29 protein-coding genes, 1 tRNA gene and 1 riboswitch are annotated in these 26380 nt (G+C 53.7%); of the genes, 23 read left to right on the top strand and 7 right to left on the bottom strand.

Annotated elements, in window-relative coordinates:
* Positions 1-813, bottom strand: coding sequence for a propanediol utilization microcompartment protein PduB (gene pduB, locus OGY37_RS04185; protein ID WP_003834129.1), 813 nt, complete (start codon positions 811-813; stop codon positions 1-3).
* The gene (pduA, locus tag OGY37_RS04190; RefSeq protein ID WP_003030255.1) at positions 813-1094 is read right to left on the bottom strand and encodes a propanediol utilization microcompartment protein PduA; all 282 of its coding nucleotides are present in this window, start codon (positions 1092-1094) and stop codon (positions 813-815) included. The genes pduB and pduA overlap by 1 nt, the downstream gene beginning before the upstream one ends.
* Before the next feature lie 525 nt (positions 1095-1619).
* Between pduA and pduF the strand changes: the two genes are divergently transcribed.
* The 23 genes from pduF to ldtA all read left to right on the top strand — a co-directional run bounded on the left by pduF (position 1620) and on the right by ldtA (position 21684).
* Positions 1620-2429 (top strand): propanediol diffusion facilitator PduF, encoded by an 810-nt coding sequence (gene pduF / locus OGY37_RS04195; RefSeq protein ID WP_003030258.1) that lies wholly within the window; start codon positions 1620-1622, stop codon positions 2427-2429.
* Positions 2430-2632: 203 nt separating this feature from the next.
* Complete coding sequence (gene pocR / locus OGY37_RS04200; protein ID WP_003834122.1) at positions 2633-3544, top strand: transcriptional regulator PocR; 912 nt, start codon at positions 2633-2635, stop codon at positions 3542-3544.
* A gap of 332 nt (positions 3545-3876) precedes the next feature.
* A riboswitch (cobalamin riboswitch) is annotated at positions 3877-4051 on the top strand.
* 88 nt (positions 4052-4139) lie between these two features.
* The gene (locus OGY37_RS04205) at positions 4140-5519 is read left to right on the top strand and encodes a cobyrinic acid a,c-diamide synthase CobB (protein WP_284969470.1); all 1380 of its coding nucleotides are present in this window, start codon (positions 4140-4142) and stop codon (positions 5517-5519) included.
* Complete coding sequence (cbiB, locus tag OGY37_RS04210) at positions 5516-6475, top strand: adenosylcobinamide-phosphate synthase CbiB (RefSeq protein ID WP_286620200.1); 960 nt, start codon at positions 5516-5518, stop codon at positions 6473-6475. Before OGY37_RS04205 ends, cbiB begins: the two co-directional genes overlap by 4 nt.
* Before the next feature lie 10 nt (positions 6476-6485).
* Entirely contained in the window at positions 6486-7118 is a 633-nt protein-coding gene (locus OGY37_RS04215) for a cobalt-precorrin-8 methylmutase (protein ID WP_003834115.1), read from the top strand.
* Positions 7115-8251 carry a cobalt-precorrin-5B (C(1))-methyltransferase CbiD gene (gene cbiD, locus OGY37_RS04220; RefSeq protein WP_126317751.1) on the top strand — a complete coding sequence of 379 codons (1137 nt, stop codon included), beginning with the start codon at positions 7115-7117 and terminating at the stop codon, positions 8249-8251. Before OGY37_RS04215 ends, cbiD begins: the two co-directional genes overlap by 4 nt.
* Positions 8245-8850, top strand: a complete 606-nt coding sequence (locus tag OGY37_RS04225; protein WP_198579308.1) for a cobalt-precorrin-7 (C(5))-methyltransferase — start codon at positions 8245-8247, stop codon at positions 8848-8850. Before cbiD ends, OGY37_RS04225 begins: the two co-directional genes overlap by 7 nt.
* Positions 8840-9409: a decarboxylating cobalt-precorrin-6B (C(15))-methyltransferase gene (locus OGY37_RS04230; protein ID WP_003834109.1), complete on the top strand. Its 570-nt coding sequence runs from the start codon at positions 8840-8842 to the stop codon at positions 9407-9409. The genes OGY37_RS04225 and OGY37_RS04230 overlap by 11 nt, the downstream gene beginning before the upstream one ends.
* A complete protein-coding gene (locus tag OGY37_RS04235) occupies positions 9402-10175 on the top strand; it encodes a cobalt-precorrin-4 methyltransferase (RefSeq protein WP_003030275.1) in 774 nt (257 codons plus the stop codon). The genes OGY37_RS04230 and OGY37_RS04235 overlap by 8 nt, the downstream gene beginning before the upstream one ends.
* Positions 10156-11211, top strand: coding sequence for a cobalt-precorrin 5A hydrolase (gene cbiG, locus OGY37_RS04240; RefSeq protein ID WP_128317432.1), 1056 nt, complete (start codon positions 10156-10158; stop codon positions 11209-11211). Before OGY37_RS04235 ends, cbiG begins: the two co-directional genes overlap by 20 nt.
* Positions 11211-11936, top strand: coding sequence for a precorrin-3B C(17)-methyltransferase (locus OGY37_RS04245; RefSeq protein ID WP_003030278.1), 726 nt, complete (start codon positions 11211-11213; stop codon positions 11934-11936). The genes cbiG and OGY37_RS04245 overlap by 1 nt, the downstream gene beginning before the upstream one ends.
* Positions 11933-12718 carry a cobalt-precorrin-6A reductase gene (locus OGY37_RS04250; RefSeq protein ID WP_123267447.1) on the top strand — a complete coding sequence of 262 codons (786 nt, stop codon included), beginning with the start codon at positions 11933-11935 and terminating at the stop codon, positions 12716-12718. The genes OGY37_RS04245 and OGY37_RS04250 overlap by 4 nt, the downstream gene beginning before the upstream one ends.
* A gap of 10 nt (positions 12719-12728) precedes the next feature.
* The gene (gene cbiK, locus OGY37_RS04255; protein ID WP_079939847.1) at positions 12729-13523 is read left to right on the top strand and encodes a sirohydrochlorin cobaltochelatase; all 795 of its coding nucleotides are present in this window, start codon (positions 12729-12731) and stop codon (positions 13521-13523) included.
* The gene (locus OGY37_RS04260; RefSeq protein WP_126317754.1) at positions 13520-14233 is read left to right on the top strand and encodes a cobalt-factor II C(20)-methyltransferase; all 714 of its coding nucleotides are present in this window, start codon (positions 13520-13522) and stop codon (positions 14231-14233) included. The genes cbiK and OGY37_RS04260 overlap by 4 nt, the downstream gene beginning before the upstream one ends.
* Positions 14230-14967 (top strand): cobalt ECF transporter S component CbiM, encoded by a 738-nt coding sequence (gene cbiM, locus OGY37_RS04265; protein ID WP_003834098.1) that lies wholly within the window; start codon positions 14230-14232, stop codon positions 14965-14967. The genes OGY37_RS04260 and cbiM overlap by 4 nt, the downstream gene beginning before the upstream one ends.
* 2 nt (positions 14968-14969) lie before the next feature.
* Positions 14970-15251 carry an energy-coupling factor ABC transporter substrate-binding protein gene (locus tag OGY37_RS04270; protein ID WP_003030289.1) on the top strand — a complete coding sequence of 94 codons (282 nt, stop codon included), beginning with the start codon at positions 14970-14972 and terminating at the stop codon, positions 15249-15251.
* On the top strand, positions 15238-15915 hold the full coding sequence (locus OGY37_RS04275; RefSeq protein WP_003834087.1) for an energy-coupling factor ABC transporter transmembrane protein: 678 nt from the start codon (positions 15238-15240) through the stop codon (positions 15913-15915). Before OGY37_RS04270 ends, OGY37_RS04275 begins: the two co-directional genes overlap by 14 nt.
* 8 nt (positions 15916-15923) lie before the next feature.
* Positions 15924-16739 (top strand): energy-coupling factor ABC transporter ATP-binding protein, encoded by an 816-nt coding sequence (locus OGY37_RS04280; RefSeq protein WP_048224333.1) that lies wholly within the window; start codon positions 15924-15926, stop codon positions 16737-16739.
* Complete coding sequence (locus tag OGY37_RS04285) at positions 16736-18256, top strand: cobyric acid synthase (RefSeq protein WP_003834085.1); 1521 nt, start codon at positions 16736-16738, stop codon at positions 18254-18256. Before OGY37_RS04280 ends, OGY37_RS04285 begins: the two co-directional genes overlap by 4 nt.
* Positions 18253-18798, top strand: a complete 546-nt coding sequence (cobU, locus tag OGY37_RS04290; RefSeq protein ID WP_003834083.1) for a bifunctional adenosylcobinamide kinase/adenosylcobinamide-phosphate guanylyltransferase — start codon at positions 18253-18255, stop codon at positions 18796-18798. The genes OGY37_RS04285 and cobU overlap by 4 nt, the downstream gene beginning before the upstream one ends.
* Positions 18795-19538, top strand: coding sequence for an adenosylcobinamide-GDP ribazoletransferase (gene cobS / locus OGY37_RS04295; protein ID WP_003834082.1), 744 nt, complete (start codon positions 18795-18797; stop codon positions 19536-19538). The genes cobU and cobS overlap by 4 nt, the downstream gene beginning before the upstream one ends.
* A gap of 24 nt (positions 19539-19562) precedes the next feature.
* The gene (gene cobT, locus OGY37_RS04300; RefSeq protein WP_286620204.1) at positions 19563-20627 is read left to right on the top strand and encodes a nicotinate-nucleotide--dimethylbenzimidazole phosphoribosyltransferase; all 1065 of its coding nucleotides are present in this window, start codon (positions 19563-19565) and stop codon (positions 20625-20627) included.
* Positions 20628-20754: 127 nt separating this feature from the next.
* Positions 20755-21684 carry a L,D-transpeptidase gene (gene ldtA / locus OGY37_RS04305; RefSeq protein ID WP_286620206.1) on the top strand — a complete coding sequence of 310 codons (930 nt, stop codon included), beginning with the start codon at positions 20755-20757 and terminating at the stop codon, positions 21682-21684.
* 24 nt (positions 21685-21708) lie between these two features.
* Here the strand turns inward: ldtA and OGY37_RS04310 are convergent, their stop codons facing one another.
* The 5 genes from OGY37_RS04310 to mtfA all read right to left on the bottom strand — a co-directional run bounded on the left by OGY37_RS04310 (position 21709) and on the right by mtfA (position 26345).
* Complete coding sequence (locus OGY37_RS04310; protein ID WP_191222418.1) at positions 21709-22392, bottom strand: ABC transporter ATP-binding protein; 684 nt, start codon at positions 22390-22392, stop codon at positions 21709-21711.
* Positions 22393-22402: 10 nt separating this feature from the next.
* Positions 22403-24091: an ABC transporter permease gene (locus OGY37_RS04315; protein WP_148361816.1), complete on the bottom strand. Its 1689-nt coding sequence runs from the start codon at positions 24089-24091 to the stop codon at positions 22403-22405.
* Positions 24075-25112: an extracellular solute-binding protein gene (locus OGY37_RS04320; protein ID WP_003834073.1), complete on the bottom strand. Its 1038-nt coding sequence runs from the start codon at positions 25110-25112 to the stop codon at positions 24075-24077. The genes OGY37_RS04315 and OGY37_RS04320 overlap by 17 nt, the downstream gene beginning before the upstream one ends.
* A 260-nt stretch (positions 25113-25372) precedes the next feature.
* Positions 25373-25448, bottom strand: a tRNA-Asn gene (locus OGY37_RS04325).
* A gap of 132 nt (positions 25449-25580) precedes the next feature.
* Complete coding sequence (gene mtfA, locus OGY37_RS04330; protein WP_126317759.1) at positions 25581-26345, bottom strand: DgsA anti-repressor MtfA; 765 nt, start codon at positions 26343-26345, stop codon at positions 25581-25583.
* Between the last annotated feature and the right edge of the window lie 35 nt (positions 26346-26380).

A 26380-nucleotide genomic window follows, 5' to 3' on the forward strand; every position in this document is an offset into this window, starting at 1 on the left:
TCAGATGTAGGACGGACGATCGTTTTTCGGCTCTGAGCCGAGGGTCCCGAGTACGGTTTTACCGATTTCACGGGCGGAGATAACGGCCTGACGAACAGCGCCAGAGTCACCCGAAATAACCAGAATGGCTTCGTTACTGAAGCTGGTGCCATGGGCAGGGGAGCTGTAGGCCACAACTTCCACGTTGGCGGATTTCAGGGCCGTATCGGCCATCAGGACACCAACGGATGCCGGCGCGCCGACGATAACGCCACAGGCACGGCCAATCGGTGCGCCAAAGGCTTTTTCCAGCGCGTAGCTGGCGCGTGCGGTGTACTGCATTTCGATGTGACCGGCTTCGTTGGCATAAACATCGCCAAAGGTGCGATCCAGTTCTTTCAGTGCGACTTCAATGCCGCGTTTCACGTCGGAAACATCGTTGCCGCCAAGAATAATCAGCGAACCATGACCTGCGCCGCCTTTGGTATCACGTGGTAACTCAATACTGACGACTTCAGTATTGGTGGCTTTTACCGCTTCATCGGCGGCCATGATGTGCGGGCCTGCGCCAGTACGGGCGCCAAGGATGCCAATGGAGCGATACCGTTTTTCAAGTTTCATCGCGTCCAGTAGGGCGCTGTCTACGTTGGCGATTACCAGACCGACGGTGTCGCCAATCGCGGTACCGACAAACTCCGTTAAACTGCAGCTTTTCTCTGCCATAGCCGTTTCTCGTGTTGGAGGATTATTTTCAGGGATTGCCTGCTGTTCCGGCGTTGCCACGCGAGCAATCACCTGCGCCATGATCTGTTCAACCAGCTCATTGCTGCTCATTAGCTAATTCCCTTCGGTAAGATTTTTTCTACATCGGTATGCGGGCGTGGGATGACGTGTACGGCTTTCACTTCTCCCACATTACGGGCTGCGGCGGCACCTGCATCTGTTGCTGCTTTGACTGCGCCGACATCGCCACGAACAATGACTGTTACCAGCCCCGAACCAATTTTTTCGTAGCCGACCAGCATTACATTGGCTGACTTCACCATTGCATCTGCGGCCTCTATGGCTGCAGTTAAGCCTTTGGTTTCTACCATTCCTAACGCTTCTTGTTGCATAAAGACCTCGCCTGGGTTGTCCCGATTTTCATGACTATAAAAAGAAGCGAGGAAAAAGAATGGCTGAGTTGAAAGTAAGAGTGAAAAAATAGTGGGGTTATGGTGAGATAAAATTGCTATGCACAATTATAACAATTTGTTTTTATTGGTTATTTCTAGTTTTAACAATGTGACTATTTGGTTATGTTAATTCCATATTTACACTTTTCCGAGTGACAGTTTAAATATCATTTGCTATGCGAGAAAAATGAAATTGTGATGATCGTTTGAAAATGGAATTCTGCTGTTCGCAATATTTTATTATTTTGAAAATGTACTTTTAATAGGGTAAATCCTCGTTTTACCGCCTGCTTTATTAAAGGTGATGGCAAGAATTTGCTATCACAACACGATTTTTAAGGGCATGTGGCTTGCAGATTGCCAACAATTTGCCGATACAGATTTTTATAGTAAGCCTTGAAGTAATCTTCCTGCCAGCAAGGAGTCCGCTGGTAAAGACACGAACTCTGCTTAGAAGGTGTCACAATGAACGATTCACTAAGAGCGCAATGTATTGCTGAGTTTTTGGGTACCGGACTATTTTTGTTTTTTGGTATTGGGTGCCTGAGCGCCCTGAAGGTCGCGGGTGCCAGTTTGGGATTGTGGGAGATCTGCATCATATGGGGCTTGGGGATCTCGCTTGCAGTTTACCTGACAGCCGGGATTTCTGGGGCCCATCTCAACCCCGCTATTACCATCGCACTTTGGTTGTTTGCCTGTTTTCCGGGGCGTAAAGTACTGCCTTATTCTGTCGCTCAGATAGCGGGTGCCTTTGGTGGCGCTATGCTGGCCTATTTGTTGTACGGCAGCTTATTTATTGAGTATGAATCAGCCCACCAAATGGTACGCGGCAGTCTGGAAAGCCTGCAACTTGCCAGCATTTTTAGTACGTATCCTGCCGCCGCACTGAGTGTCTGGCAGGCCGCACTGGTCGAAGTGGTGATTACCTCCATTCTGATGGGGATGATTATGGCGCTAACGGACGACGGTAACGGTGTTCCCAAAGGCCCGTTAGCACCACTGCTGATTGGTATTCTGGTTGCTGTTATCGGCGCATCAACCGGTCCACTTACCGGCTTTGCGATGAACCCGGCACGTGATTTTGGTCCTAAATTGTTTGCCTGGATGGCCGGGTGGGGTGATGTTGCGATGACAGGTGGGCGTGATATCCCTTATTTCATCGTGCCGATTGTGGCACCCATCATCGGCGCCTGTGCGGGCGCAGCAATTTATCGTTATTTTATTGGCAAAAATTTACCGTGTAATTCGTGTAAGTTGGAGGAAAACGAGAGCTAGCTTCACGAAAGATGTTTATTATTGAAAGGTAAAAACTGTTTTCGTGATCCGGTTTCCTGAACGACTTAAAAAGTCTCCCAACAATGGGAGACTTTTGTTATGTTCAATGCTGACTTTCATCAGCGCGCCGGATCGCGAGATGAAAATGAATGTGTGAATAATATGTTTTATTTATAACAATAAATTAACTGAGAGGTTTTATCATGATTTCTGCGAGTGCCCTGAACTCAGAACTCATTAATAAAATCGCACAGGATTTTGCACAGGCCACCAGTCTGGCTGTTGTGGTTGTCAATATTCACGGTGATGAAATTTCTGAGCTTTTTAATTTCACTCCTTTTTGCCAGTTGATGCGCCAGCATCCTCAGCATAGTACGCGTTGTCGTATGAGCGACCGCTGTGGAGGGTTGGAAGCCTCTAAATCCGATCAACCCTGCATTTATCGCTGCCATGCCGGGCTTACCGATTTCTCAATTCCGCTGGTCATCGCGGGACACCTGGTAGGGTTCGTGCTTTGTGGACAAGTACGCTTAAGTAACGATGTAGGCCTCGTTGATATTCTGAACGTCGATGACCGCTGGCAAGCCGATCCCGAACTGGTAAACGAATTCCGTAATGTACCTGAAATGGACTATTCTCGAGTCATTGCTTCAGCGGATTTACTCAAGCTCATCGTCGAAAATTGCCTTAAGAAACAACTTAATTTTGTTGTTATCAAAGATAACCCGCAGCAGTCAGAGCCGGTACGCGCTAACCGTAGTACCAACCCTCATGACAGTAAAATGAAAAAAGCCCTGCGCTATATTGATGCACATTTATCAGACGATCTGCGTCTGGAAGATGTTGCCTCTCATGTTTTCCTTAGCCCGTACTATTTCAGCAAATTGTTCAAAAAATATCAGGGTATTGGTTTTAACGCATGGGTAAACCAGCAAAGAATGGCCAGTGCCAAAGAGCTGCTTTGTCACAGTGACTGGAGCATAGCCAGCATTGCGCGTAATTTAGGCTTTTCGCAAACAAGTTATTTTTGCAAAGTTTTCCGCCAGACCTATCAGGTTACGCCACAGGCATTTCGCCAGCAAATAAATGTCATTTCACGCGGTGAATCCGCTTAAATAGCAATATTTTGCTATTGCCGATTTTTGATATCGGGTGCTATGTCAGTCATTATAAAATGAAATGTGACAACAGCAGTCAATAAATTGTCATAGCGCAACAAAATAATGGTATTAGAGGGATAAACTGCACCAGTTTTTATTTTTGTGATGAGATACAGTGTCTGTGCGAATGACTTTCTTTATTCTTAGCTGATACTTTCATTCAAAAAGTGAACGTATGAATAAGTGGGTTAAGGCCAGAAAATTGGCTGAATGAACTCGGAAAGATATTAAATTGAATTATTGTCATGAGGTTGTGAAATTACCTCATAACAGAGAGCTTAATTAACCAGGCTCTTGAACTGACAGGTTTGCCACATTTGTGGTAGGGAAGGGGGTGAGAATCCCCCGCAGCCCCCGCTGCTGTGATGCTGACGACCCCGTATGGACCACTGATCGCAAGATTGGGAAGGACGGGTGAGGATGACGCTAAGCCAGAAGACCTGCCTGTCAGTGACTACCAACAACTTCGGTGGGAAGTGGGTGGTTCAGATGCATACAGTCGAGAGACTGGGTATCTCTACACCCCTACCACCCTGAACAGGATCAGGGTATGGCGGCCAATTTTCACGCATTTGTTCTTGCAGGTACCGGAAGCGGCTGTGGTAAAACCACGGTGACGCTGGGCTTGTTGAGCTTGTTGAAAAAACGCGGTTTGCGCGTCCAGCCTTGCAAAGTAGGTCCTGATTACCTTGATACCGGCTGGCATACAGCGGTATGCGGTACCGCTTCCCGCAATCTTGATAGCTTCATGCTTCCCGTCCCCACGCTGAACGCTCTATTCAACGAGCAGATGCAACATGCGGATATCGCCGTTATTGAAGGTGTGATGGGGCTGTATGACGGCTATGGTACCGACCCAAACTACTGCAGCACCGCCGCGATGGCTAAACAGTTAGGCTGTCCGATCATCTTACTGGTTGATGGTAAAGCCGTTTCCACTTCAATCGCCGCAACGGTAATGGGGTTTCAGCATTTTGATCCCACCCTGAACATCGCCGGGGTTATTGTTAATCGGGTTAACAGCGAAACGCATTACCAGTTACTGAAAGTCGCAATTGAACGTTACTGCGATGTACCCGTCTTGGGCTACGTACCCCGTATGGAGGGCGTTGCCCTTCCCGAACGTCATCTGGGTTTAGTAACCGCACGTGAGTCGGTTATCAATCAGCTACCGTGGCAGGCTTTTGCCGCGACACTGGAGCAAACCCTTGATATTGACGCGCTGCTGACATTAAGCCAGTCAACCAATCTTCCTGCTGGCGAATGGCCAACGCTGCCCGCCGCAGACGCCGGAGCAGGGCTAACGGTTGCAATTGCCGATGACGAAGCCTTCAACTTCTACTACCCGGATAACATTACGCTGCTGGAACGTACGGGGCTAAATATTGTTCGTTTTAGCCCGTTGCACGACACCTGTTTGCCGGACTGTCAGATGATCTGGTTAGGTGGCGGATATCCTGAGCTACACGCTGCGGCGCTGGCTCGCAATGTCTCGATGCTGAATCAACTGCGAGAGGCACATCAACGTGGCGTCGCGATTTATGCAGAGTGCGGGGGGCTGATGTATCTCGGCAGTTCGCTTGAGGACAGCAACGGCGATACCTGGCTGATGGCGGATATCATTCCCGGCCACAGCAAAATGGGGAAACGTCTGACCCGATTTGGCTACTGCGAAGCGCAGGCCGCGCAGCAAACATTGTTAGCTGCAGAAGGTGAAGTGCTGCGCGGACATGAATTCCACTACTCCGATTTTACTCCTGAAACGCCAGCGGTGATGAACTGTCGCAAAGTGCGCGATGGTAAAACGCTGCAAGCCTGGTCCGGCGGCTGGCAGGTCGGAAACACCTTCGCCAGCTATCTACACGTTCATTTTGCTCAACGTCCGCAGATGCTTAACCATTGGCTGGCAGCCGCGAGGAGTGCGCTATGACGATCCTTGCGTGGTGTGTTGCCTGGCTGCTTGATTTTATCATCGGCGATCCGCAGAACTGGCCGCATCCGGTGCGCTGGATTGGCAATCTGATTTCTGCCGTGCAGCGAATTGTTCGGCGTTACTGTCATAGCGACCGTGCGCTGCGCATTGGCGGTGCGGTGATGTGGATTGTGGTGGTTGGTCTGACCTGGGCTGTGTCCTGGGGCGTGCTGGCACTGGCAGAATCTGTTCATCCCTGGTTGGGTTGGGTGGTAGAGGTATGGATGATCTTTACCGTGCTGGCCGGGCGCTGCCTGGCAAAGGCCGCGCAGGATGTCGAACGTCCGCTGCGGGCCGGTGACCTTGCTCAGAGTCGGGAAAAATTGTCATGGATTGTGGGGCGTGATACCTCACAACTGCAACCGCAGCAGATCAATCGCGCGGTGGTGGAAACCGTGGCTGAAAACACCGTAGACGGCATTATCGCGCCGTTGTTCTTTCTCCTCCTCGGCGGTGCGCCCCTGGCGATGGCCTACAAAGCGGTAAACACCCTTGACTCCATGGTGGGCTACAAACATGAAAAATACCGCGCTATTGGTATGGTCAGCGCGCGTCTGGACGATGTTGCGAACTTTATTCCTGCAAGACTGAGCTGGCTGTTGCTGGGCGTGGCGGCATTTTTATGCCGTAAAGACGGCTCGCGAGCTTTACAGATTGGCTGGCGCGATCGCTACAACCACAGCAGCCCAAACTGTGCGTGGTCAGAGGCATCCGTAGCCGGGGCATTAGGCATTCGTCTGGGTGGTCCTAATGACTACTTTGGCGAGCGCGTTGAGAAACCATGGATCGGTGATGCTCAACGCGACATTTCGGTAGACGACATTTCCCATACGATTCGACTGATGTGGGTGACATCGACGCTGGCACTGGCGCTGTTTATTGCGCTGCGGTGGCTGTGGGTCGGTGTAGCCTGAGGACAACATAATGCAATATATCCAGCAACCCCAGGCGATTGAAGCCAAAAGTTTCGACATTATTGGCGAGATCATCCGTGAAACGCGTCCGGACTATCAGTTTGCCAGTCCGTTACATGAAGCCATTATCAAGCGTGTTATTCACACGACGGCAGATTTTGACTGGCTGGACATTCTGTGGTTTTCCCGTGATGTGCTGGAGCAGTTTTGTGCTGCGCTTAGCCGTTCGAGCGTGATTTATACCGACACCACGATGGCGCTTTCCGGGATCAATAAAACGCTGCTGGCAAAATTCGGCGGTGAATGCCGCTGCTACATCAGCGACCCGCGGGTTGTGCGTACGGCAAAAGAGCAGGGTATTACCCGGTCCATGGCTGCTGTCGACATTGCGGTGAAGGAAGAGGGGGAAAAGCTGTTTGTCTTTGGCAACGCGCCGACTGCGCTGTTCCGCCTGCTTGAGCATGATGTTGCCGTCAGCGGTGTGGTGGGTGTACCGGTCGGGTTTGTTGGTGCTGAAGAGTCGAAAGATGCCCTGACCCAAAGCAATTTGCCCGCCATTGCAGCGTTAGGCCGCAAAGGGGGAAGCAATGTCGCCGCCGCTATCGTCAACGCCATGCTTTATCACATGCAGGGGGCGCGATGAGCGAGGCCTTCGATACGCCGGTGTGGCACAACGGTAAAGCGCTGCGTAAAGGATATACCACGGGATCGTGCGCCACGGCTGCGGCAAAAGTTGCCGCGTTGATGGTATTGCGCCAACACCTCATCCATCAGGTTTCCATCGTGACGCCTTCCGGGGTGACGCTGTGCCTGAGCGTGGAGTCACCGCATATCGAAGGGCAGCAGGCAATAGCGGCCATCCGCAAAGACGGTGGAGATGATGTGGACGCCACCCACGGCATGCTGATTTTTGCCCGCGTGACGTTAGACGATAGTGGCGTGATTGCCTTACAGGGCGGTGAAGGGGTCGGTACGGTAACCCGCAAAGGGATTGGCCTGCCGGTGGGCAGTTCGGCGATTAACCGTACACCTCGCCAGACCATTGAATCTGCCGTCCGCGAAGCGATTGGCCCAAATCGTGGGGCGCAGATTGAAATCTTCGCGCCAGAAGGCGAAGAACGGGCGCAAAAAACCTACAACTCGCGCCTTGGCATTTTGGGCGGCATTTCGATTATTGGCACCACGGGTATTGTCACGCCGATGTCGGAAGAGAGCTGGAAGCGTTCACTGTCGCTGGAGCTGGAAATTAAGCGGGCGGCGGGGCTGGAGCGTGTCGTACTGGTGCCTGGAAACCACGGCGAGCGTTTTGTTCGCGAGCAGATGGGTATCGACACCCAGGTTGTGGTCACCATGAGCAACTTTGTCGGTTACATGATTGAAGAAGCCGTACGTCTGGGGTTCCGGCAAATCGTGCTGGTGGGGCACCCCGGTAAGCTCGTCAAAATCGCGGCGGGGATCTTCCACACCCACAGCCATATTGCCGATGCCCGCATGGAAACGCTGGTGGCCCACCTCGCATTACTTGGCGCGCCGCTGGAACTGCTGACGCTGGTCAGCGACTGCGATACCACCGAGGCGGCGATGGAACACATCGACGCATACGGTTTTCAGCACATTTATAACCATCTGGCTCAGCGCATCTGTATGCGTGTCCTGCAAACGCTGCGCTTTACCAAAAATCCCCCGACCTGCGACGCCATCATGTTTTCTTTTGATAATCAGGTGCTTGGCAGTAATCGCCCGGTCGCAGAGATTGCTGAGGAGATGCAATGTTAACCGTTGTAGGGATGGGGCCAGCCGGTTTGCATTTGATGACGCCTGCGGCGCGTGAAGCGGTCGCGACGGCGGATGTGCTGGTCGGTGGAAAGCGGCATTTGCAGCAATTCCCGGATTTTACCGGTGAACGGTTTGCTCTTGGCGCCAATATCGCGGAACTCCTGAGCTGGGTAACTGCGCACCAGGATAAGCACGTCGTCGTGCTGGCGTCTGGCGATCCGCTGTTCTACGGCATTGGGACGCGCATGGTGGCGCATTTTGGCATTGAGAATGTGCGGATAATTCCCGGTATTAGCGCGGTGCAGTACCTGTGCGCGCAGTCCGGTATTGATATGAACGATATGTGGCTGACCAGTAGCCATGGCCGCAGCGTCTGTTTCGACGAGCTGGCGCGGCATAACAAGGTGGCGATGGTGACTGATGCGCTGTGTGGCCCGCGTGAAATCGCACAGCAGCTCATTGCCCGAGGCAAGGGGCATCGCTGGATGGTGATTGGCGAAAACCTGGCGATGGAAAACGAACAGATCCATTTCCTGCCTGTGCGTGAAGTTAACGCTGACTATGAGATGAATACAGTGGTGATCCTTGATGAAAGATGAGCTGTTTCTGCGTGGAGAGAAAGTGCCGATGACCAAAGAAGCGGTACGCGCACTTGCCCTCTCAAAACTTGAATTACACCGCGCCAGTCACCTGATTGATATTGGCGCCGGAACCGGCAGCGTGTCGATAGAAGCCGCGTTGCAATATCCCGGATTACGTGTAACGGCCATCGAACGTAACCCGGCGGCGCTTAGGTTGCTGGATGAAAACCGCCAGCATTTTGCCTGCGCAAATATCGATATTTTTCCCGGTGTTGCACCCATGACCATCACGGAAAAGGCTGATGCCATCTTCATGGGCGGCAGCGGCGGCCATCTGACCGAACTGATTGACTGGTCGATGCGCCAATTGCATCCCGCAGGGCGTTTGGTGATGACGTTTATCCTCCAGGAAAACCTCAACACCGCGCTGGCACATCTGGACCATCTTGGCGTACAGGGAGTGGATTGCCTGCAGTTACAGGTTTCCTCGCTTGCCACGCTTGGCAGTGGTCACTATTTCAAACCGAATAACCCCGTATTTGTTATCGCCTGTCAGAAGGAAGGAAACCATGTCTGAGATTTTTGATCCCCGTAGCGTGTGGTTTGTTGGCGCAGGTCCTGGCGATCGCGAGCTGATTACCCTCAAAGGTTACCGGTTGCTGCAGCAGGCGCAGGTTGTTATCTACGCCGGATCGCTGATTAACACTGAACTGCTGGAGTATTGCCCTGCCGGTGCTGAATGTCACGACAGCGCTGAACTGCATCTGGAGCAGATCCTTGATCTGATGGAAGCTGGAGTGAAAGCGGGCAAGACCGTTGTGCGCCTGCAAACCGGCGATGTCTCGTTGTACGGTTCCGTACGCGAGCAGGGTGAGGAGCTGACCAAACGTGGGATTGACTGGCAGGTGGTGCCTGGCGTCAGCGCGTTCCTCGGCGCGGCGGCGGAGCTGGGTGTTGAGTACACCGTACCTGAAGTTTCACAGAGTCTGATCATTACGCGCCTGGAAGGCCGCACCCCGGTACCGGAACGTGAACAGTTGGAGTCTTTTGCCAGTCACCAGACATCTATGGCGATTTATCTTTCCGTCCAGCGCATTCATCGGGTGGCTGAGCGTCTGATTGAAGGCGGCTATCCGGCGACCACACCTGTGGCGGTGATCTATAAAGCAACCTGGCCGGAAAGCCAGACCGTGCGCGGGACCCTGGCGGATATTGGCGACAAGGTTCGCGATGCGGGCATCCGTAAAACGGCCCTTATTCTGGTCGGTAATTTCCTGGGCTCGGAGTATCACTACTCCAAACTCTATGCGGCGGACTTTAGCCATGAATACCGTAAAGCCTGAGTCAATTGCGCTTTTTTGCCTGACTCCTGGCGGCGTTGTGCTGGCGAAACGTCTGGCTGCCATGCTGCCGGTTACCTGTTTTACCAGTGAAAAGCTGCTGGAGGAGGGGTTTATTCCCTTCGAAAACGGCTTTGCGAATACCGCCCGCGAAGCGTTTACGAATTACTCGGCGCTGATTTTTATCGGGGCGACCGGCATTGCGGTGCGCGTGCTGGCTCCACTGGTCAACGACAAGTTTTGCGATCCGGCGGTGGTGGTTATTGATGAACGTGCTCAGCACGTCATCAGCCTGCTCTCCGGCCACGCGGGCGGTGCTAATGCGTTGGCGCGTTATCTGGCGGGCATGTTGGGCGCCGACCCGGTTATCACCACTGCGACGGATGTGAACGATATGGCGGCGCTGGATACGCTGGCATTTCAACTCAACGCCCGGATGAGTGATTTCCGTTCGGCGGTGAAGATCGTGAATCAGATGCTGGTCAGCAATAAACGGGTTGGTCTGTGGTGGGATGACGAACTGACTCAGGATGTCAGCCATTGCGACCGGCGCGGATTTATTACGGTCACCGATCTCAACCAGCTCCCCGAACTGGATGCGTTGGTGTGCATCACCTTACGCACCAATTTACCTGACCTGCCTGTTCCGCACTGGAAACTGGTGCCACAGCGGGTTGTAGCCGGAATTGGCTGTCGCCGTGATACGCCGTTCCCGCTGCTGGCTGCGCTGCTTGCCCGGCAACTTGAAGCCCAACAGCTCGATCCGTTGGCGCTAAAAGCGATTGGCAGCATCACGCTGAAAAAAAATGAACAGGGACTTATCCAACTGGCTTCGTGCTGTCGTGTTCCTTTCGAAACCTTTACTGCTGACGCGCTGCGTGAGCATGAGCACCGTTTTCCGGCCTCATCGTTTGTGCGCAAAACGGTGGGTACAGGAAGCGTTTCCGGTCCTGCAGCCTGGCTGTTGAGCCACGGAAAACTGTTAGGCGAGACCCTGCGAGAACAGGGCGTCACTATCACTTTGGGAGTATCACACTGATGTTAAGCGTAATTGGAATTGGCCCTGGCTCGCAGGCAATGATGACCATGGAAGCCGTTGAAGCACTGCAGGCAGCGGAAATCATCGTTGGCTATAAAACCTACACCCATCTGGTAAAAGCGTTCACTGGCGACAAGCAGGTGATCAAAACCGGGATGTGCAAAGAGATTGAACGCTGCCAGGCGGCGATCGAACTGGCGCAGGCGGGGCACAACGTGGCGCTGATCAGCAGCGGTGACGCAGGGATTTACGGTATGGCCGGGCTGGTGCTCGAGCTGGTCAGCAAGCAAAAGCTGGATGTGGAGGTCAGGTTAATCCCTGGCATGACCGCCAGTATTGCCGCCGCCTCTTTGCTGGGCGCACCGCTGATGCACGACTTCTGCCACATCAGCTTAAGCGATCTGTTAACGCCGTGGCCGGTTATCGAAAAACGTATCGTTGCCGCCGGTGAGGCAGATTTTGTTATCTGTTTCTACAACCCGCGCAGCCGGGGTCGCGAAGGTCATCTGGCGCGCGCATTTGAGCTGTTATCTGCCAGCAAGAGCGCACAAACGCCGGTCGGTATTGTGAAGTCTGCCGGACGTAAAAAGCAGGAAAAATGGTTAACCACGCTCGGTGAAATGGACTTTGAACCGGTTGATATGACCAGCCTTGTGATCGTGGGTAACAAAACAACCTATGTTCAGGACGGCCTGATGATCACGCCACGAGGTTATGTGCTGTGAATTACGGTGATGTGCTGGTCATGGGCGGCACCAGCGATGCGCGCATGCTGTGCCAGCAACTGGATGCGGCAAACGTGGCCTACACCCTGTCAGTTGCCACCCCAACGGGGAAACAGCTGGCGGGAGACATCAAAGGCCAGGTGCGCTGTGGGCGTCTGGAACGTGAACAAATGATTGCCTGGCTACAGGAAAACCGGACGCGCTGGGTGATCGATGCCTCGCATCCGTACGCCGAGGTAGTGAGCCGCAACATCATGAGCGCCTGCGAAGCGGCGGGCGTACTGCTGAGCCGCTACCAGCGCCCTGAGCAGTTGAGCGGATTAACTCACCCGCACCTGTATACCGTACAAAGTATTCCGCAAGCCTGTGAGGTGGCGCGACGCTTTGGCGATCGCGTGCTGCTGACGACCGGCAGTAAAGATCTGGCCATCTGGCGCGAAGGGTTGCCTGAAAAAACGCTGCTGGCGCGCGTTCTGCCTGTACCTGAGGTCATTCAGCAATGCGCGGATCTGGGATTTGGCGTCGGTGAAATCTTCGCACTGTGCGGGCCGTTTAGCGCCGAGTTCAACGCCGCGTTTTATCGCCAGTGTCAGGCTGATGTGGTGATCACTAAGGCTTCAGGCGCTGAAGGTGGTTATCAGGAAAAGGTTCAACCCTGTCTGGATGCCGGTATCCCCTGCATCGTGATTACACGTCCGGCACCGTTGGTGACGGGAGAAGAGTTACTGGAAAGTCAGGCCGCCTTTGGGGCGCGTTTAACGCGCTGGCTGGCCGCTGCTTAAGGAGTTAGAGATGAAAAAGGCGCTTCTGGTGGTCAGCTTTGGCACCAGCTATCACGACACCTGCGAGAAAAATATTGTGGCCTGTGAGCGCGATCTCGCAGCCAGTTGCCCCGACCGCGACCTGTTCCGGGCGTTTACCTCCGGGATGATTATCCGCAAGCTCAAGCAGCGCGACGGCATTGAAATCGACACGCCGCTGCAGGCTCTGCAAAAGCTGGCGGAGCAGGGGTATCAGGATGTGGCTATTCAGTCGCTGCACATTATCAATGGCGACGAATACGAAAAAATTGTCCGCGAAGTGCAAAGTATGCGTCCGCTGTTTTCACGCCTGACGCTGGGTGTACCGCTGCTCAGCAGCCATGAAGATTACGCCCAGCTGATGCTGGCGCTGCAACAGCAGATGCCGACGCTTGGCGAAAATGAAAAAGTGGTGTTTATGGGACACGGCGCCAGCCACCATGCATTTGCCGCCTATGCCTGTCTCGACCACATGATGACGGCGCAGCGCTTTCCGGCGCGGGTTGGAGCGGTGGAAAGCTACCCGGAAGTGGATGTGCTGATTGAAAGTTTATCTCAGGAAGGGGTGACTGCGGTGCATCTGATGCCGCTGATGTTAGTTGCTGGCGACCATGCCATCAACGACATGGCCTCCGACGAAGATGATTCGTGGAAAACGTTGTTCAATGCGGCCGGGATACCGGCTACGCCGTGGCTCAGTGGTCTGGGTGAGAACCCGGCGGTTCGCGCCATGTTCGTGGCACATTTACAGCAGGCGCTTAATGTGGCGCTGGAGGAAGCAGCATGAGCGGAAAACTGTACGCATTAAGCACCGGGCCAGGTGCTTCCGACTTGATTACCGTGCGTGCCGCACGCACGCTGGGCACGCTGGATATTCTCTATGCGCCTGCCGGGCGTAAAGGCGGCGACAGTCTGGCATTGTCGATTGTACGTGAGTACATCGGCGAGCAGACCGAAGTCCGCTGCTGCCATTTTCCCATGAGTGCCGACAGCGCTGAAAAAGAGGCCGTCTGGGATGAAGTTGCTGCTGCGCTGGTTCAGGAAGTCGAGGCCGGTAAGCAGGTGGGGTTTATTACTCTCGGCGATGCGATGCTGTTCAGCACCTGGGTCTTTTTACTTCAGCGTATTGGTTGTCCTGACTGGCTGGAAATCGTCCCTGGCGTGACCTCTTTCGCGGCGATTGCCGCGCGTTCCAAAACGCCGCTCGCCATGGAGCAACAGTCATTGGCAGTGGTCTCCTGTACCGCACCGGAAGCGGAAATCCAGCAAGCGTTAAAACAGCATGACAGTCTGGTGTTGATGAAAGTGTACGGTCGTTTTGCGCGTATTAAAGCGCTGCTACAACAAGAGGGTTTGTTGGACTGTGCATTAATGATGTCTGAAGCCACGCTGCCAGGTGAACAGTGCTGGCGTCATCTCGATGAGGTGAGCGACGATCAGCCGCTGCCTTATTTCTCGACCATTCTGGTCAATAAACAGTGGGAGTATGCACAATGAAGCTTGAACAACAGCTAAAACAGCTGTCTTTCAGCGGGTTGGCTGCGGCGCTATTACTGATGATTGTTCCTGAACAAGCGTTCGCCATGCACATTATGGAAGGTTTCTTGCCGCCGATGTGGGCGCTGGCCTGGTGGCTGCTGTTTTTACCCTGCCTGTGGTACGGGCTGGTACGTCTGCGCCAAATTGTGCAGGAGGATAACCACCAGAAGGTTTTGCTGGCCCTGTGTGGCGCTTTTATTTTTGTGCTGTCGGCGCTGAAAATTCCTTCCGTTACAGGAAGCTGCTCACATCCTACCGGTGTAGGCCTGGCGGTTATCCTGTTTGGACCGGGCGTGGTTGCCATCCTTGGGGCGATTGTCCTGCTGTTCCAGGCTCTGCTGCTGGCACACGGTGGTTTAACGACGCTCGGCGCGAACGGCATGTCGATGGCGGTAATTGGCCCGGTAGTGGGTTACATGGTGTGGAAAATGGCCTGCCGCGCAGGGCTGCGTCGTGATGTCTGCGTCTTTCTGTGTGCGATGCTGGCGGATCTCGTCACCTATTTCGTGACCTCGGTACAGCTGGGCGTTGCGTTCCCGGATCCCTCTGCTGGCGCTACCGGTTCAATCATTAAGTTCATGGGGATTTTCTGTCTGACGCAGATCCCAATTGCGATTGCGGAAGGGTTACTCACCGTGCTGATTTACGATCAGCTAACCAAACGCCAGTTGATAACCGCACAAGGGCATTAACGATGAAAAAGACGCTGATTATATTGGGCATGGTAGTGGCGCTGGTGATCCTGCCATTCTTTATCAACCACGGTGGGGAGTACGGCGGTTCAGACGGTGAGGCGGAAAGTCAGATTCAGGCTATTGCCCCGCATTATGAACCCTGGTTCCAGCCGTTGTATGAACCTGCAAGCGGTGAAATTGAAAGTCTGCTGTTTACGCTCCAGGGATCGCTGGGCGCAGCCGTGATTTTCTACATCCTGGGTTACACCAAGGGTAGGCAACGCCGTGATGACCGGGCTTGACAGGCTTAGCTATCAAAGCCGTTGGGTTCATGTCTCGCCGGTGCGGAAATTTCTGCTCTGGCTGGTGATGATGATTCTGGCGTTTACTCTGCCCCCATTGGGGCAGGGTATTGAGCTTTTACTTATTGCCGCGCTGAGCTGCTGGCTGCTGCGTATTTCCTTCTGGCGCTGGTGCCGTTGGATGGCATTACCGTTTGGTTTTCTCACGGTTGGCGTGGTGACCATTTTGTTTAGCATCAGCCGCGATCCACAGACGCTGTTGGCCAGCATACCTGTGGGAAGTTACTGGTTGGGGATCAGCGCACCAGGTCTGGTAACCGCCAATGAAACCTTCTGGCGCAGCCTTGCCGCGCTGGCGGCAACTTTCTGGCTGGTGCTGAATCTGCCGTTTCCGCAATTAATTATCTTACTCAAACGCGCGCATGTTCCTCGCCTGCTAACTGAGCAGATCCTGCTGACCTGGCGGTTTATTTTTATCCTGTTAGACGAGGCGCTGGCTATTCATCGCGCACAAACGCTGCGTTTTGGTTATCGTAGCTTGCCGTTGGGCTACCGCTCTCTGGCAATGCTGGTGGGATTGCTGTTTACCCGCGTGTTGATCCGCTACCAGCAAATGACCACCACACTGGATATCAAACTGTATCAGGGTGATTTTCACCTGTAAGGAAAAGTATGCTTGCCACCTCAGCGCTTTGGTTTCGCTATCAGGATGACCCGATCCTCAAAGGGCTAACGCTGGATTTTTCTACGCATGCCGTCACCGGGCTGGTAGGCGCTAATGGTTGCGGGAAATCCACGCTGTTTATGAACCTGAGTGGCTTATTGCGCCCACAGCAAGGGGCGGTGATGTGGCAGGGCAAACCGCTGGATTACAGCAAGCGCGGCCTGCTGGCGCTGCGTCAACAGGTGGCAACGGTATTTCAGGACCCCGATCAACAAATCTTTTATACCGATATCGACAGCGATATCGCCTTTAGCCTGCGCAATCTTGGGGTGGATGAAGCTGAAATCGCTCGCCGCGTGGAAGATGCGCTTACGCTGGTCGACGCCCAGCATTTTCGCCATCAGCCCATTCAGTGTTTAAGCCATGGGCAAAAAAAACGCGTAGCGATTGCCGGGGCGTTGGTGTTGCAGGCGCAGTATCTGCTGCTGGATGAACCTACTGCTGGCCTTGACCCATCAGGCCGCACGCAGATGATTGAGATTATCAAACGCATCGTAGCGCAAGGAAATCACGTCGTAATTTCCAGCCATGATATCGATCTTATCTATGAAGTCAGCGATGCGGTGTACGTTTTACGCCGGGGCGAAGTGCTCACGCACGGCGCGCCTGGCGACGTTTTCGCCCGTACGGATCTTATTGAACAAGCGGGATTAACTCAGCCCTGGCTGGTGAAGCTGCATACCGAGCTGGGCTTCCCGCTGTGTAAAACAGAGGCTGAATTTTTTAGCTGTATGCGAGAGAACGCACTGAAGGAGGCGTCATGACGCAGGCAATAATGTTGCAGGGAACGGCATCTGATGTGGGTAAAAGCGTATTGGTCGCCGGGCTGTGTCGTATTTTTTATCAGGATGGACTGCATACCGCGCCGTTCAAATCGCAGAACATGGCGCTGAACTCTGGCATTACGCCAGAGGGAAAAGAAATGGGCCGCGCGCAAATTTTTCAGGCTGAAGCCGCAGGTATTACGCCAGATGTGCGTATGAACCCGGTGCTGCTTAAACCGACCAGCGATCGAAAAGCGCAGGTGGTGCTGATGGGCAAAGTGGCGACCGATATGGACGCGGTGAGTTACCACGAGTACAAGCCACGTCTGCGGGAACAGATCCTGTCAGTTTATAACAGCCTGGCGCAGGAGTTTGATGTGCTGGTGCTGGAAGGTGCGGGGAGCCCGGCAGAGATTAATCTGCGCGATCGCGATATCGTCAATATGGGTATGGCAGAGATGGCGCAGTGCCCTGTCGTTTTGGTGGCGGATATCGATCGTGGCGGGGTGTTCGCCTCCATTTACGGCACGCTGGCGCTGTTGCACGATCACGAGCGCGCGCGGGTAAAAGGGGTGATCATCAACAAGTTTCGCGGTGATGTGACGCTGCTGCACTCCGGTATCGAGCAAATTGAAGCGCTGACCGGCGTTCCTGTACTGGGCGTGATGCCATGGCTGGATGTTGATCTGGAAGATGAAGACGGCGTTGCGCTGCAAAAGGGCAAGTATTTGCGCACTGACAAACGCGACATCGACATCGCCGTTGTTCAAATACCGCACATTTCTAACTTTACTGATTTCAATGCGCTTGCTGCGCAGCCGGATGTGCGCGTGCGCTATGTTCGTCAGCCTGAAGAGTTGGCGGGGGCCGATCTGGTGATTTTGCCGGGGAGTAAAAATACCCTTGGCGATCTGGTGTGGCTGCGTGAAAGCGGGATGGCACATGGCGTCGTGCAATTACATCGTAATAACGTACCGGTGGTGGGGATTTGCGGCGGCTATCAAATGCTCGGTGACACCATCATTGATGAAGTAGAGTCGGGACTCGGTACGCTGCCGGGGCTGGGCTTGCTCAATACAGTCACCCATTTTGCCCAGCACAAAACCACGACCCTGGTTGAGGGAAAAATGTCCTCATCGCTGCCTGACTGGTTGGCGGGCACGGCGGGGTTATCCGTTCGCGGTTATGAAATTCATATGGGCGAAACAGCATTAACCGATGAATGCCGGTCGGTGATGACGTTGCACAAAGACGGCGGCAACGTTGCTGACGGCGCGGTCACTCCGGATGGCCTGGCGTTCGGCACCTATCTTCACGGTCTTTTCGACAGCGATGATTTCACCCGAGCGTTGATCAATGGCCTGCGAGAACGTAAAGGGTTAGCTCCGCTGGATTCCACCTTCCATTACGCGCAATATAAATCGCAGCAGTTTGATCTGCTGGCGGATGCGATGCGGCAACACATCGATATTGAGAAAATTTATACCATCATGCAGCAACACCGGGAGCCAGTATGATGATTCTGGTTACTGGCGGCGCGCGAAGCGGTAAGAGTCGGCATGCGGAAGCGCTGATCGCTGATTCCCCAAACGTTTTGTATATTGCGACTTCGCAGATTTTTGATGAGGAGATGGCTGCGCGAATTCAGCATCATCGCGATGGACGTCCTGCGCACTGGCGGACAGCCGAACGTTGGCAACATCTTGATGAACTGATCACGGACATGAACGATCCTCAGGAAGCTATTCTGCTGGAATGCATCACCACGATGGTGACCAACTTGCTGTTTGCGCTGGGCGGTGAAAGCGATCCGGACAGCTGGGATTACGCGGCGATGGAGCAGTCTATCGAAGGTGAAATCCGTTCGCTGATCGCAGCCTGTCAGCGCTGCCCGGCAAAGATCGTGTTGGTCACAAACGAAGTGGGAATGGGGATTGTGCCGGAGAACCGTCTGGCGCGGCATTTTCGTGATATTGCAGGACGCGTGAACCAGCGACTGGCGGCGGCAGCGGATGAGGTCTGGCTGGTGGTATCAGGAATTGGAGTCAAAATTAAATGAGTAAGTTGTTCTGGGCAATGCTCTCTTTTATCAGTCGCTTGCCCGTTCCTGCTCGCTGGTCGCAAGGACTGGATTTCGAGCATTATTCCCGCGGTATTGTGATGTTTCCCCTGATTGGCGTCGTGTTGGGAGGGCTGACGGGGCTGGTCTTTATGGCGCTCCAGCCCTGGTGCGGTATTCCGTTGGCGGCCCTTTTTGCGGTGCTGACGCTGGCGTTGCTGACCGGGGGATTTCATCTGGATGGTCTGGCGGATACCTGTGACGGCATTTTTTCGGCGCGCCGACGCGAGCGGATGCTGGAAATCATGCGCGACAGTCGTCTGGGCACCCACGGTGGACTGGCGTTAATTTTCGTTTTACTGGCGAAGGTGCTGGTGGTGAGTGAACTGGCTTTGCGTGGCACGCCGATGCTGGCCGCGCTGGCAGCTGCATGTGTCGCCGGGCGAGGAACGGCGGTGTTGCTGATGTATCGGCATCGCTATGCCCGCGAAGAAGGGCTGGGCAACGTTTTTATTGGCAAAGTCACCGGGCGTCAAACCTGCGTTACGTTGGGATTAGCGGCGATCCTTGCCGCCGTGCTACTTCCCGGCATGCGCGGCGTGGCAGCGCTAGTTGTCACAATAGTGGCGATTTTTATTCTTGGGCAGTTATTAAAACGCACGTTGGGTGGGCAAACCGGCGATACGCTGGGCGCTGCCATTGAACTTGGCGAGTTGATTTTCTTGCTGGCTCTGCTCTGAGTCAGCCCACATACTGGAACCCTTATGCAGACTTTAACCTCTTTACTCCGCACGATCCCATCACCCGACAGTGCCGCGATGCTGCGTGCACAGCAGCATATCGACGGCTTGCTTAAGCCGCCGGGAAGTTTGGGGCGACTCGAATCTCTCGCCGTACAATTGGCCGGGATGCCTGGCCTGAAGGGTGTGCCGCATGTGAATGGCAAAGCGATGCTGGTGATGTGCGCCGATCACGGTGTGTGGGATGAAGGGGTTGCCGTTTCGCCTAAAGTTGTCACGGCTATTCAGGCTGCCAATATGACGCGTGGAACGACCGGCGTCTGCGTCCTGGCCGCTCAGGCGGGGGCGAAGGTCCATGTGATAGATGTTGGGATTGATGCTGAACCTATTCCCGGTGTGGTGAATATGCGTGTGGCACGCGGCTGCGGCAATATAGCCGAAGGTCCGGCAATGAGCCGTTCGCAGGCAGAAGAGCTGTTGCTGGAAGTCATCCGCTATACCCATGAACTGGCAAAAGACGGCGTAACGCTGTTTGGTGTCGGTGAGCTTGGTATGGCAAATACCACACCTGCGGCGGCCATTGTCAGTGTGCTGACCGGCAGTGATGCTGAGGAAGTCGTGGGTATTGGCGCTAACCTTCCTCTTTCTCGGCTGGGGAATAAGGTAGACGTTGTGCGCCGGGCAATTGCCGTCAATCAACCGGATCGCCTTGACGGTGTCGATGTGCTGGCTAAGGTTGGCGGGTTTGATCTTGTCGGTATGGCGGGGGTGATGCTTGGTGCGGCCTCCTGTGGCCTGCCGGTCGTGCTGGATGGTTTTCTTTCGTATTCTGCTGCTCTGGCGGCCAGCCAGATTGCACCGCAGATTAAACCCTACCTAATCCCGTCACACTTCTCCGCTGAGAAGGGTGCCCGCACCGCGCTGGCGCATCTTGAATTAGATCCTTATCTGAATATGGGGATGCGTTTAGGTGAAGGTAGCGGGGCCGCGCTGGCGATGCCGATTATTGAAGCTGCCTGCGCTATGTACAAAAATATGGGGCAGTTAGCCGCCAGCAATATTGTGCTTCCAGATGGTAAGGAAGCGTAGTTACCGCTCAACCTGAACCTCGCCTGATGGCGAGGTTTTTTTATGCGCAGATATGTCGTAACCCACTAAAACAGATAATAAAAGCTATACTTAACGGATATCTGTTGCGACGAAGGAAAGGAAAAAGATGCGTCGTGTAAAACTGCTTTGTTCACTCATTATGCTGCTTGCGAGTCAGGGCGCACTGGCGGTGAGTTATCCGCTGCCGCCAGAGGGGAGTCGCCTGGTGGGTAGTCCTTTGACTATTACGGTTCCACCAGGAAACACCAAGCCGCTGGAGGCATTTGCCGCTCAGTACGGGCAGGGGTTGAGCAATATGCTTGAAGCCAATCCGGGCGTCGATGTTTTTCTGCCTAAATCGGGTTCAACGCTGGTTGTGCCGCAGCAACTGATACTTCCGGATACCGTGCGCGAGGGGATTGTCATCAACGTCGCCGAGATGCGGCTTTACTATTATCCTGCTGGCAGCAATACGGTTGAGGTTTTACCCATTGGCATTGGTCAGGCGGGTAGAGAAACGCCGCGTAACTGGGTGACGGCGGTCGAACGTAAGCAGGAAGCACCAAGCTGGACGCCGACGCCAAATACCCGACGTGAATACGCCGCTCGCGGTGAAAGCTTGCCGGCTTTTGTTCCTGCCGGGCCAGAAAATCCGATGGGCCTGTATGCAATTTATATTGGCAGGCTTTATGCCATTCACGGGACAAATGCCAATTTCGGTATTGGTTTGCGGGTAAGTCAGGGGTGCATCCGTTTGCGGAATGATGACATCAAGTACCTGTTTGATACGGTGCCTGTAGGGACGCGTGTACAATTAATTGACCGACCGGTGAAATACAGCGAAGAGCCGGACGGTAGTCGCTGGGTGGAAGTACATGAGCCGCTGTCACGAAACCGTTCGGAATACGAGTCTGACAGAAAGGTGCCTTTGTCAGTCACTCCCGCTTTGCGCACCTTTATCAGCGGGAATGACGTGGATGTGAGCCGCGGAAGTCAGGCACTGGAAAGGCGCTCCGGTATGCCGGTGAACATCAGCCTGGTACAGAAGCATTATTAATTTTCAGGGCGACTTTGTTGACCTTCAGGTCGGATGGGTCGCTTTTTTAATTTGATACTGCCCCATTTTTACCACGCCAATATGGTCAGCCATTAGTTGGGCTTCGTGTTCACTGTGGGTAACCAACAGCGCTGTTTGCCCGGCGGCGCGCAAAATATCCCGTACCTCGTTGCCAAGACGCTCACGTGTGCGCTTGTCCAGGCTGGAGAAGGGTTCATCCAGCAACAGGATTTCCGGATGTGGCGCCAACGCGCGCGCAAGTGCGATACGCTGTTGTTGCCCGCCGGAAAGCTCATGCGGATAGCGGTTGGCATGGCTGTGTAACTCCACCATTTTCAACAGCTCAGTCACTCTGGCCTGTTGTTCCTCACGCGGCATGCGACGCAATCCAAAGGCCACATTTTGCTGCGCGGTCAGATGGGGGAATAACGCATATTCCTGGAAGACCATGCCGACATGACGTTTTTCCGGTGGCAGATGAACGCCGGGACCGGCAACACGTCGCTGTGACACATAGATCTCTCCGTTTTGCAGGCGTTCAAATCCGGCAACTGCGCGTAGTACCGTGGTTTTTCCGCAGCCTGAAGCACCCAGCAGACAGGCAATTTCACCTTTACGTACCGACATTGAAAATCCGCTCAGTACCGATTGCTGGCTGTTGCCATAAGCAACGTGTACATCCTCGAGTCGTAATGCAATTTCTGACATTGTTGCTCTCTTAACCACGGCGAGTCATTTGGTGACGCACCAACAAAATAACCGGTAGCGTGCCAGCTAAAACAATCATTAGCGCGGCGATAGCACCTTCTTCATAGGTTCCACGTGCGGCTTCCGCATACAGTAACGTTGCCAGCGTTTCAAAATTGACCGGGCGCAAAAGCAACGTTGTTGGCAGCTCTTTCATGGCATCAGCAAAAACCAGCAGGGCACTGCTGACTAATGCCGGGCGCAGCAGGGGAAAATGGACTCGTGCAAACGTCCCCGCACCATTCTCGCCTAACAGACGAGACGCCTGTTCCAGCGAAGGTGGAATGCGGCCCAGACCAGAATCCAGCGCGCCAATGGCAATCGCCTGGAATCGCATGGCACAACAAATTACCAGCAGGATCCCTGCGGACATCAGCGGCAGACCGCGAACATCCAGTAAATCGGCCAGCCAGCGGTCGACAGCCATGGCGGGGGGTAAAAAACCAATCGCCAGAATTGTGCCGGGAACCGCATAGCCTAAAGAGGCCAGACGCATCACGCCGCGACGAAATCCCGGCATGGCGTTGTCTGCGGCGCTATGGCGGGCGCTCCAGGCCACCAGCATACTGACACAAACCACCACCAGCGTGGTTCCCGCTGCCAGCGATAGCGTATTTTGCAATGCTGACAGTAACGAAGAGGAAAGGGGGTTCTCATCGCCTATGCGTTTGGCGCTTTCCCACATTAAAAACAGTACCGGTGCCAGAAAACCCAGTACAACCGGCAGTGAAATAACGCCACCGAGTAGCCAACCGCGCCAGCCCTGCACGCGCGAAGGTTGAATTTCCCGCAGGCTGCGGCTGCTGAATCCTTGTTTTCTGCGACCATAAAATTCCAGTGTCAGAATCAGGAATATAAACATCAGCATCATGCAGGCAATTTGCGCCGCAGCAGATAAATCAGAACGCGAGATCCATGTGGTGTACACGGTAACGGTTAACGTCTGTACCCCGAGAAACTCCGATGCGCCAATATCGTTGAGCGTTTCCAGCAGTGCCAGGCTGATCCCAACGGCCAGTGCCGGACGGGCCATGGGCAAAGCAACACGAAAAAAGGTTCCGGTTGCGCTGCATCCCAGCGTGCGTGCGGCTTCCAGTAAATGGGCGGGCTGGCTGATAAACATAGCGCGGGTTGTCAGATACACGTATGGGTAAAGCACTAATCCGAGCAGGATGATTGCGCCGGAAAGTGAGCGTAAATCTGGCAGCCGGAACTGTCTTGGGCTGTCAAAGCCCAGTAAAAAACGGATAAAGGTTTGCAGGGGGCCAATCGGATGCAGCAGATCGAGCCACGCAAAGGCCACAATGTAGGTTGGCATTGCCAGCGGCAACAGTAACGCCCAGCTAAGAATTTTACGTCCAGGAAAATCCCATGCCGTTACCGCCCATGCGCTGCCTACGCCAATCACACCGACCATCACCGCGACACCGGCTAATAACAGCACGGTATTTTTTAGTGCGGCAGGCAGTACATACGTCAGGAGATTATCCCAGTGAGATAAATCGGCCTGGGTAGCCTGCCAAATTAGCGCAATGATCGGTGTCAGAACGCCAAGCGCTACGCACAGTGCGCCAAGATGTAGCGGCGTTAATAATGACTGCGGCCCGGAAACCAGGCCGCGTAACGTCGGAAACTGCAGAGGTTTATTGATCGAATCCAACTTTATCTACCAGCAGACTAGCTTGTTTACGATATTTAACGATTTCGGTTAACGGCGTTTTATCGACGTCGATTTCACCAATAGTTGCACTGATAACCGGATCAAGCGTCACGCCTTTCAGTACCGGGTATTCGAAGTTCGCTTTCGCATACTGCTGCTGGGCAGGTGCGGAAACCAGATATTCCATCAGCTTAACGGCATCGGCTTTATTTGGCGCATAGCGGGCTACAGCTGCGCCACTGATGTTGACGTGTGTACCGCCATTTTCAAAGGTGGGTTTAACGACTTTAATCGCATCGCCCCACTGACGTGCATCACTGCCTTCTTTGGCGTTTTTCATATGGCCGACGTAATAGGAGTTGGCGAGACCAATATCGCAAATTCCGCCGAGAATATCGCGAGCAACATCGCGGTCGCCACCGGTAGCTTTACGCGCCAGGTTAGCTTTCACACCGCGCAGCCATTCTTCGGTCTTTGCTTCGCCGTGGTGAGCGATCATTGCGGCGATCAGCGCCGTGTTATAAGGATGCTGTCCGGAACGAATACAGACTTTACCTTTGTACTCAGGGCTGGCGAGTTGCTCGTAATGCCAGTTATCGATTGGCAGTGACTTCTCGGCATACAGCACGCGGGCACGCATCGACAGCGCAAACCACTGATTATCTGCGCCGCGCAGATTAGCCGGAATAGCGGTTTTCAGTGCTTCTGACTCTACTGGCTGAGTTACACCCGCTTCCACTAAATCAATGAGATTACCGGCATCGACGGTCATCAGCAGGTCGGCAGGTGAATTTTTACCTTCAGCTTTAACGCGCTCAAGCATACCGTCCTTGATATAGACCGTACTGACTTTGATGCCGCTGGTTTTGGTCCAGCTATCAAGCAAAGGCTGGATCAGACCCGGTTCACGGGTGGTATAGAGCGTTAACGTTTCCTGAGCGAAAGCCGGTAGGCTAACAGAGAAGACCAGGGCAGAGGCAAGTGTGATACGGCGCAGTCCGGCGCGAGGCAGAGAATTCATCGTTTATATCCCAGAGTAATTGGAACGTACAGTGAACCGAGCGGGGGCTCGTTCCTTTGGCTCGCGTACAATAAATGATAATCACTAGCACTTACAATAATTGCAAAGTTTAAACGATTTACATTTACATAACTTTAATCAACGTTGTGATGTGGCATGTAACAGCGGTGCAGAGCAGGCAGGGGGCTTATTAGAGTGTTTTTTATAGCGACCGGAAAAGCAAAAAGCCTGCTTAGTTTCCTAAGCAGGCTTCTTAAATATGGCTCCTCTGACTGGACTCGAACCAGTGACATACGGATTAACAGTCCGCCGTTCTACCGACTGAACTACAGAGGAATCGTGTGAACGAGGCGCATATTACTGACCTCACCATGAGGTGTCAACAGTAAAATTAGCACGTCATTTCAATTGGTTAATTAATCTTCAAATTCAGCGTTAATGCACATTTGGTGAGCGACAATGGCCACCTTAGCGGGTATCGCGTAACCGCTCCATGGGGTTCTGGCGGTAAAATTGAATGAAACGTTGCCATAAGGCCGGAAAACGTGGTGCAAATAATTCAGGGGCACTGAAGAAATACTCCGATAGAACGGCAAAGCATTCGGCAGGATCGGTCGCTGCGTAGGCATCTATACTGCACGCGGTTTCACCGACCAGATCAATTTCATCCTGAATGTTATTCATTGCGGCATGCAGGTCGTGCTCCCAACTGGCGATATCGCGCAGGGGGATTGCCGGAACACCGCTGGCACGGTCGCCATTACGCATATCAAGCTTATGTGCCACTTCATGGATGATCAGATTAAAGCCGGAGGCATCAAAAGAATCCTGAATGTCGAGCCAGTTAAGGATTATCGGACCTTGTTGCCAGCTCTGCCCGGACTGTACAACGCGTTGATTATGCACCAGCCCAATATCGTCCTCCCATTCATCGTCTACGACAAACGGGGCAGGGTAGATGAGAACTTCATGAAACCCGTCGAGCCACTCGATCCCTAATTCCAGAACAGGTAAACAGAAAAGCAGCGCAATGCGCGCGCTTTTCAGTGGGTCAAGTTCAAACCCCTGAAGCGCTACCAGTCTTTTTTGCTGTAAAAAGCGCTCGGCCAGGGCGATAAGCCTGGCTTGTTCTTGCTCGGTGAGATTCACCAGAAGAGGAATAGCCAGGGCGTCGTCCCACGGCCAGTCGTCACTCCGGGTTGTTTCTTGCTCTTTCCAGGGCCACTTAATCATCGTTTTGCTCGCAAACTCGTCACTTGAACGAAATT

This window comes from Citrobacter sp. Cpo030, assembly GCF_030333005.1.
GTDB lineage: Bacteria > Pseudomonadota > Gammaproteobacteria > Enterobacterales > Enterobacteriaceae > Citrobacter > Citrobacter portucalensis.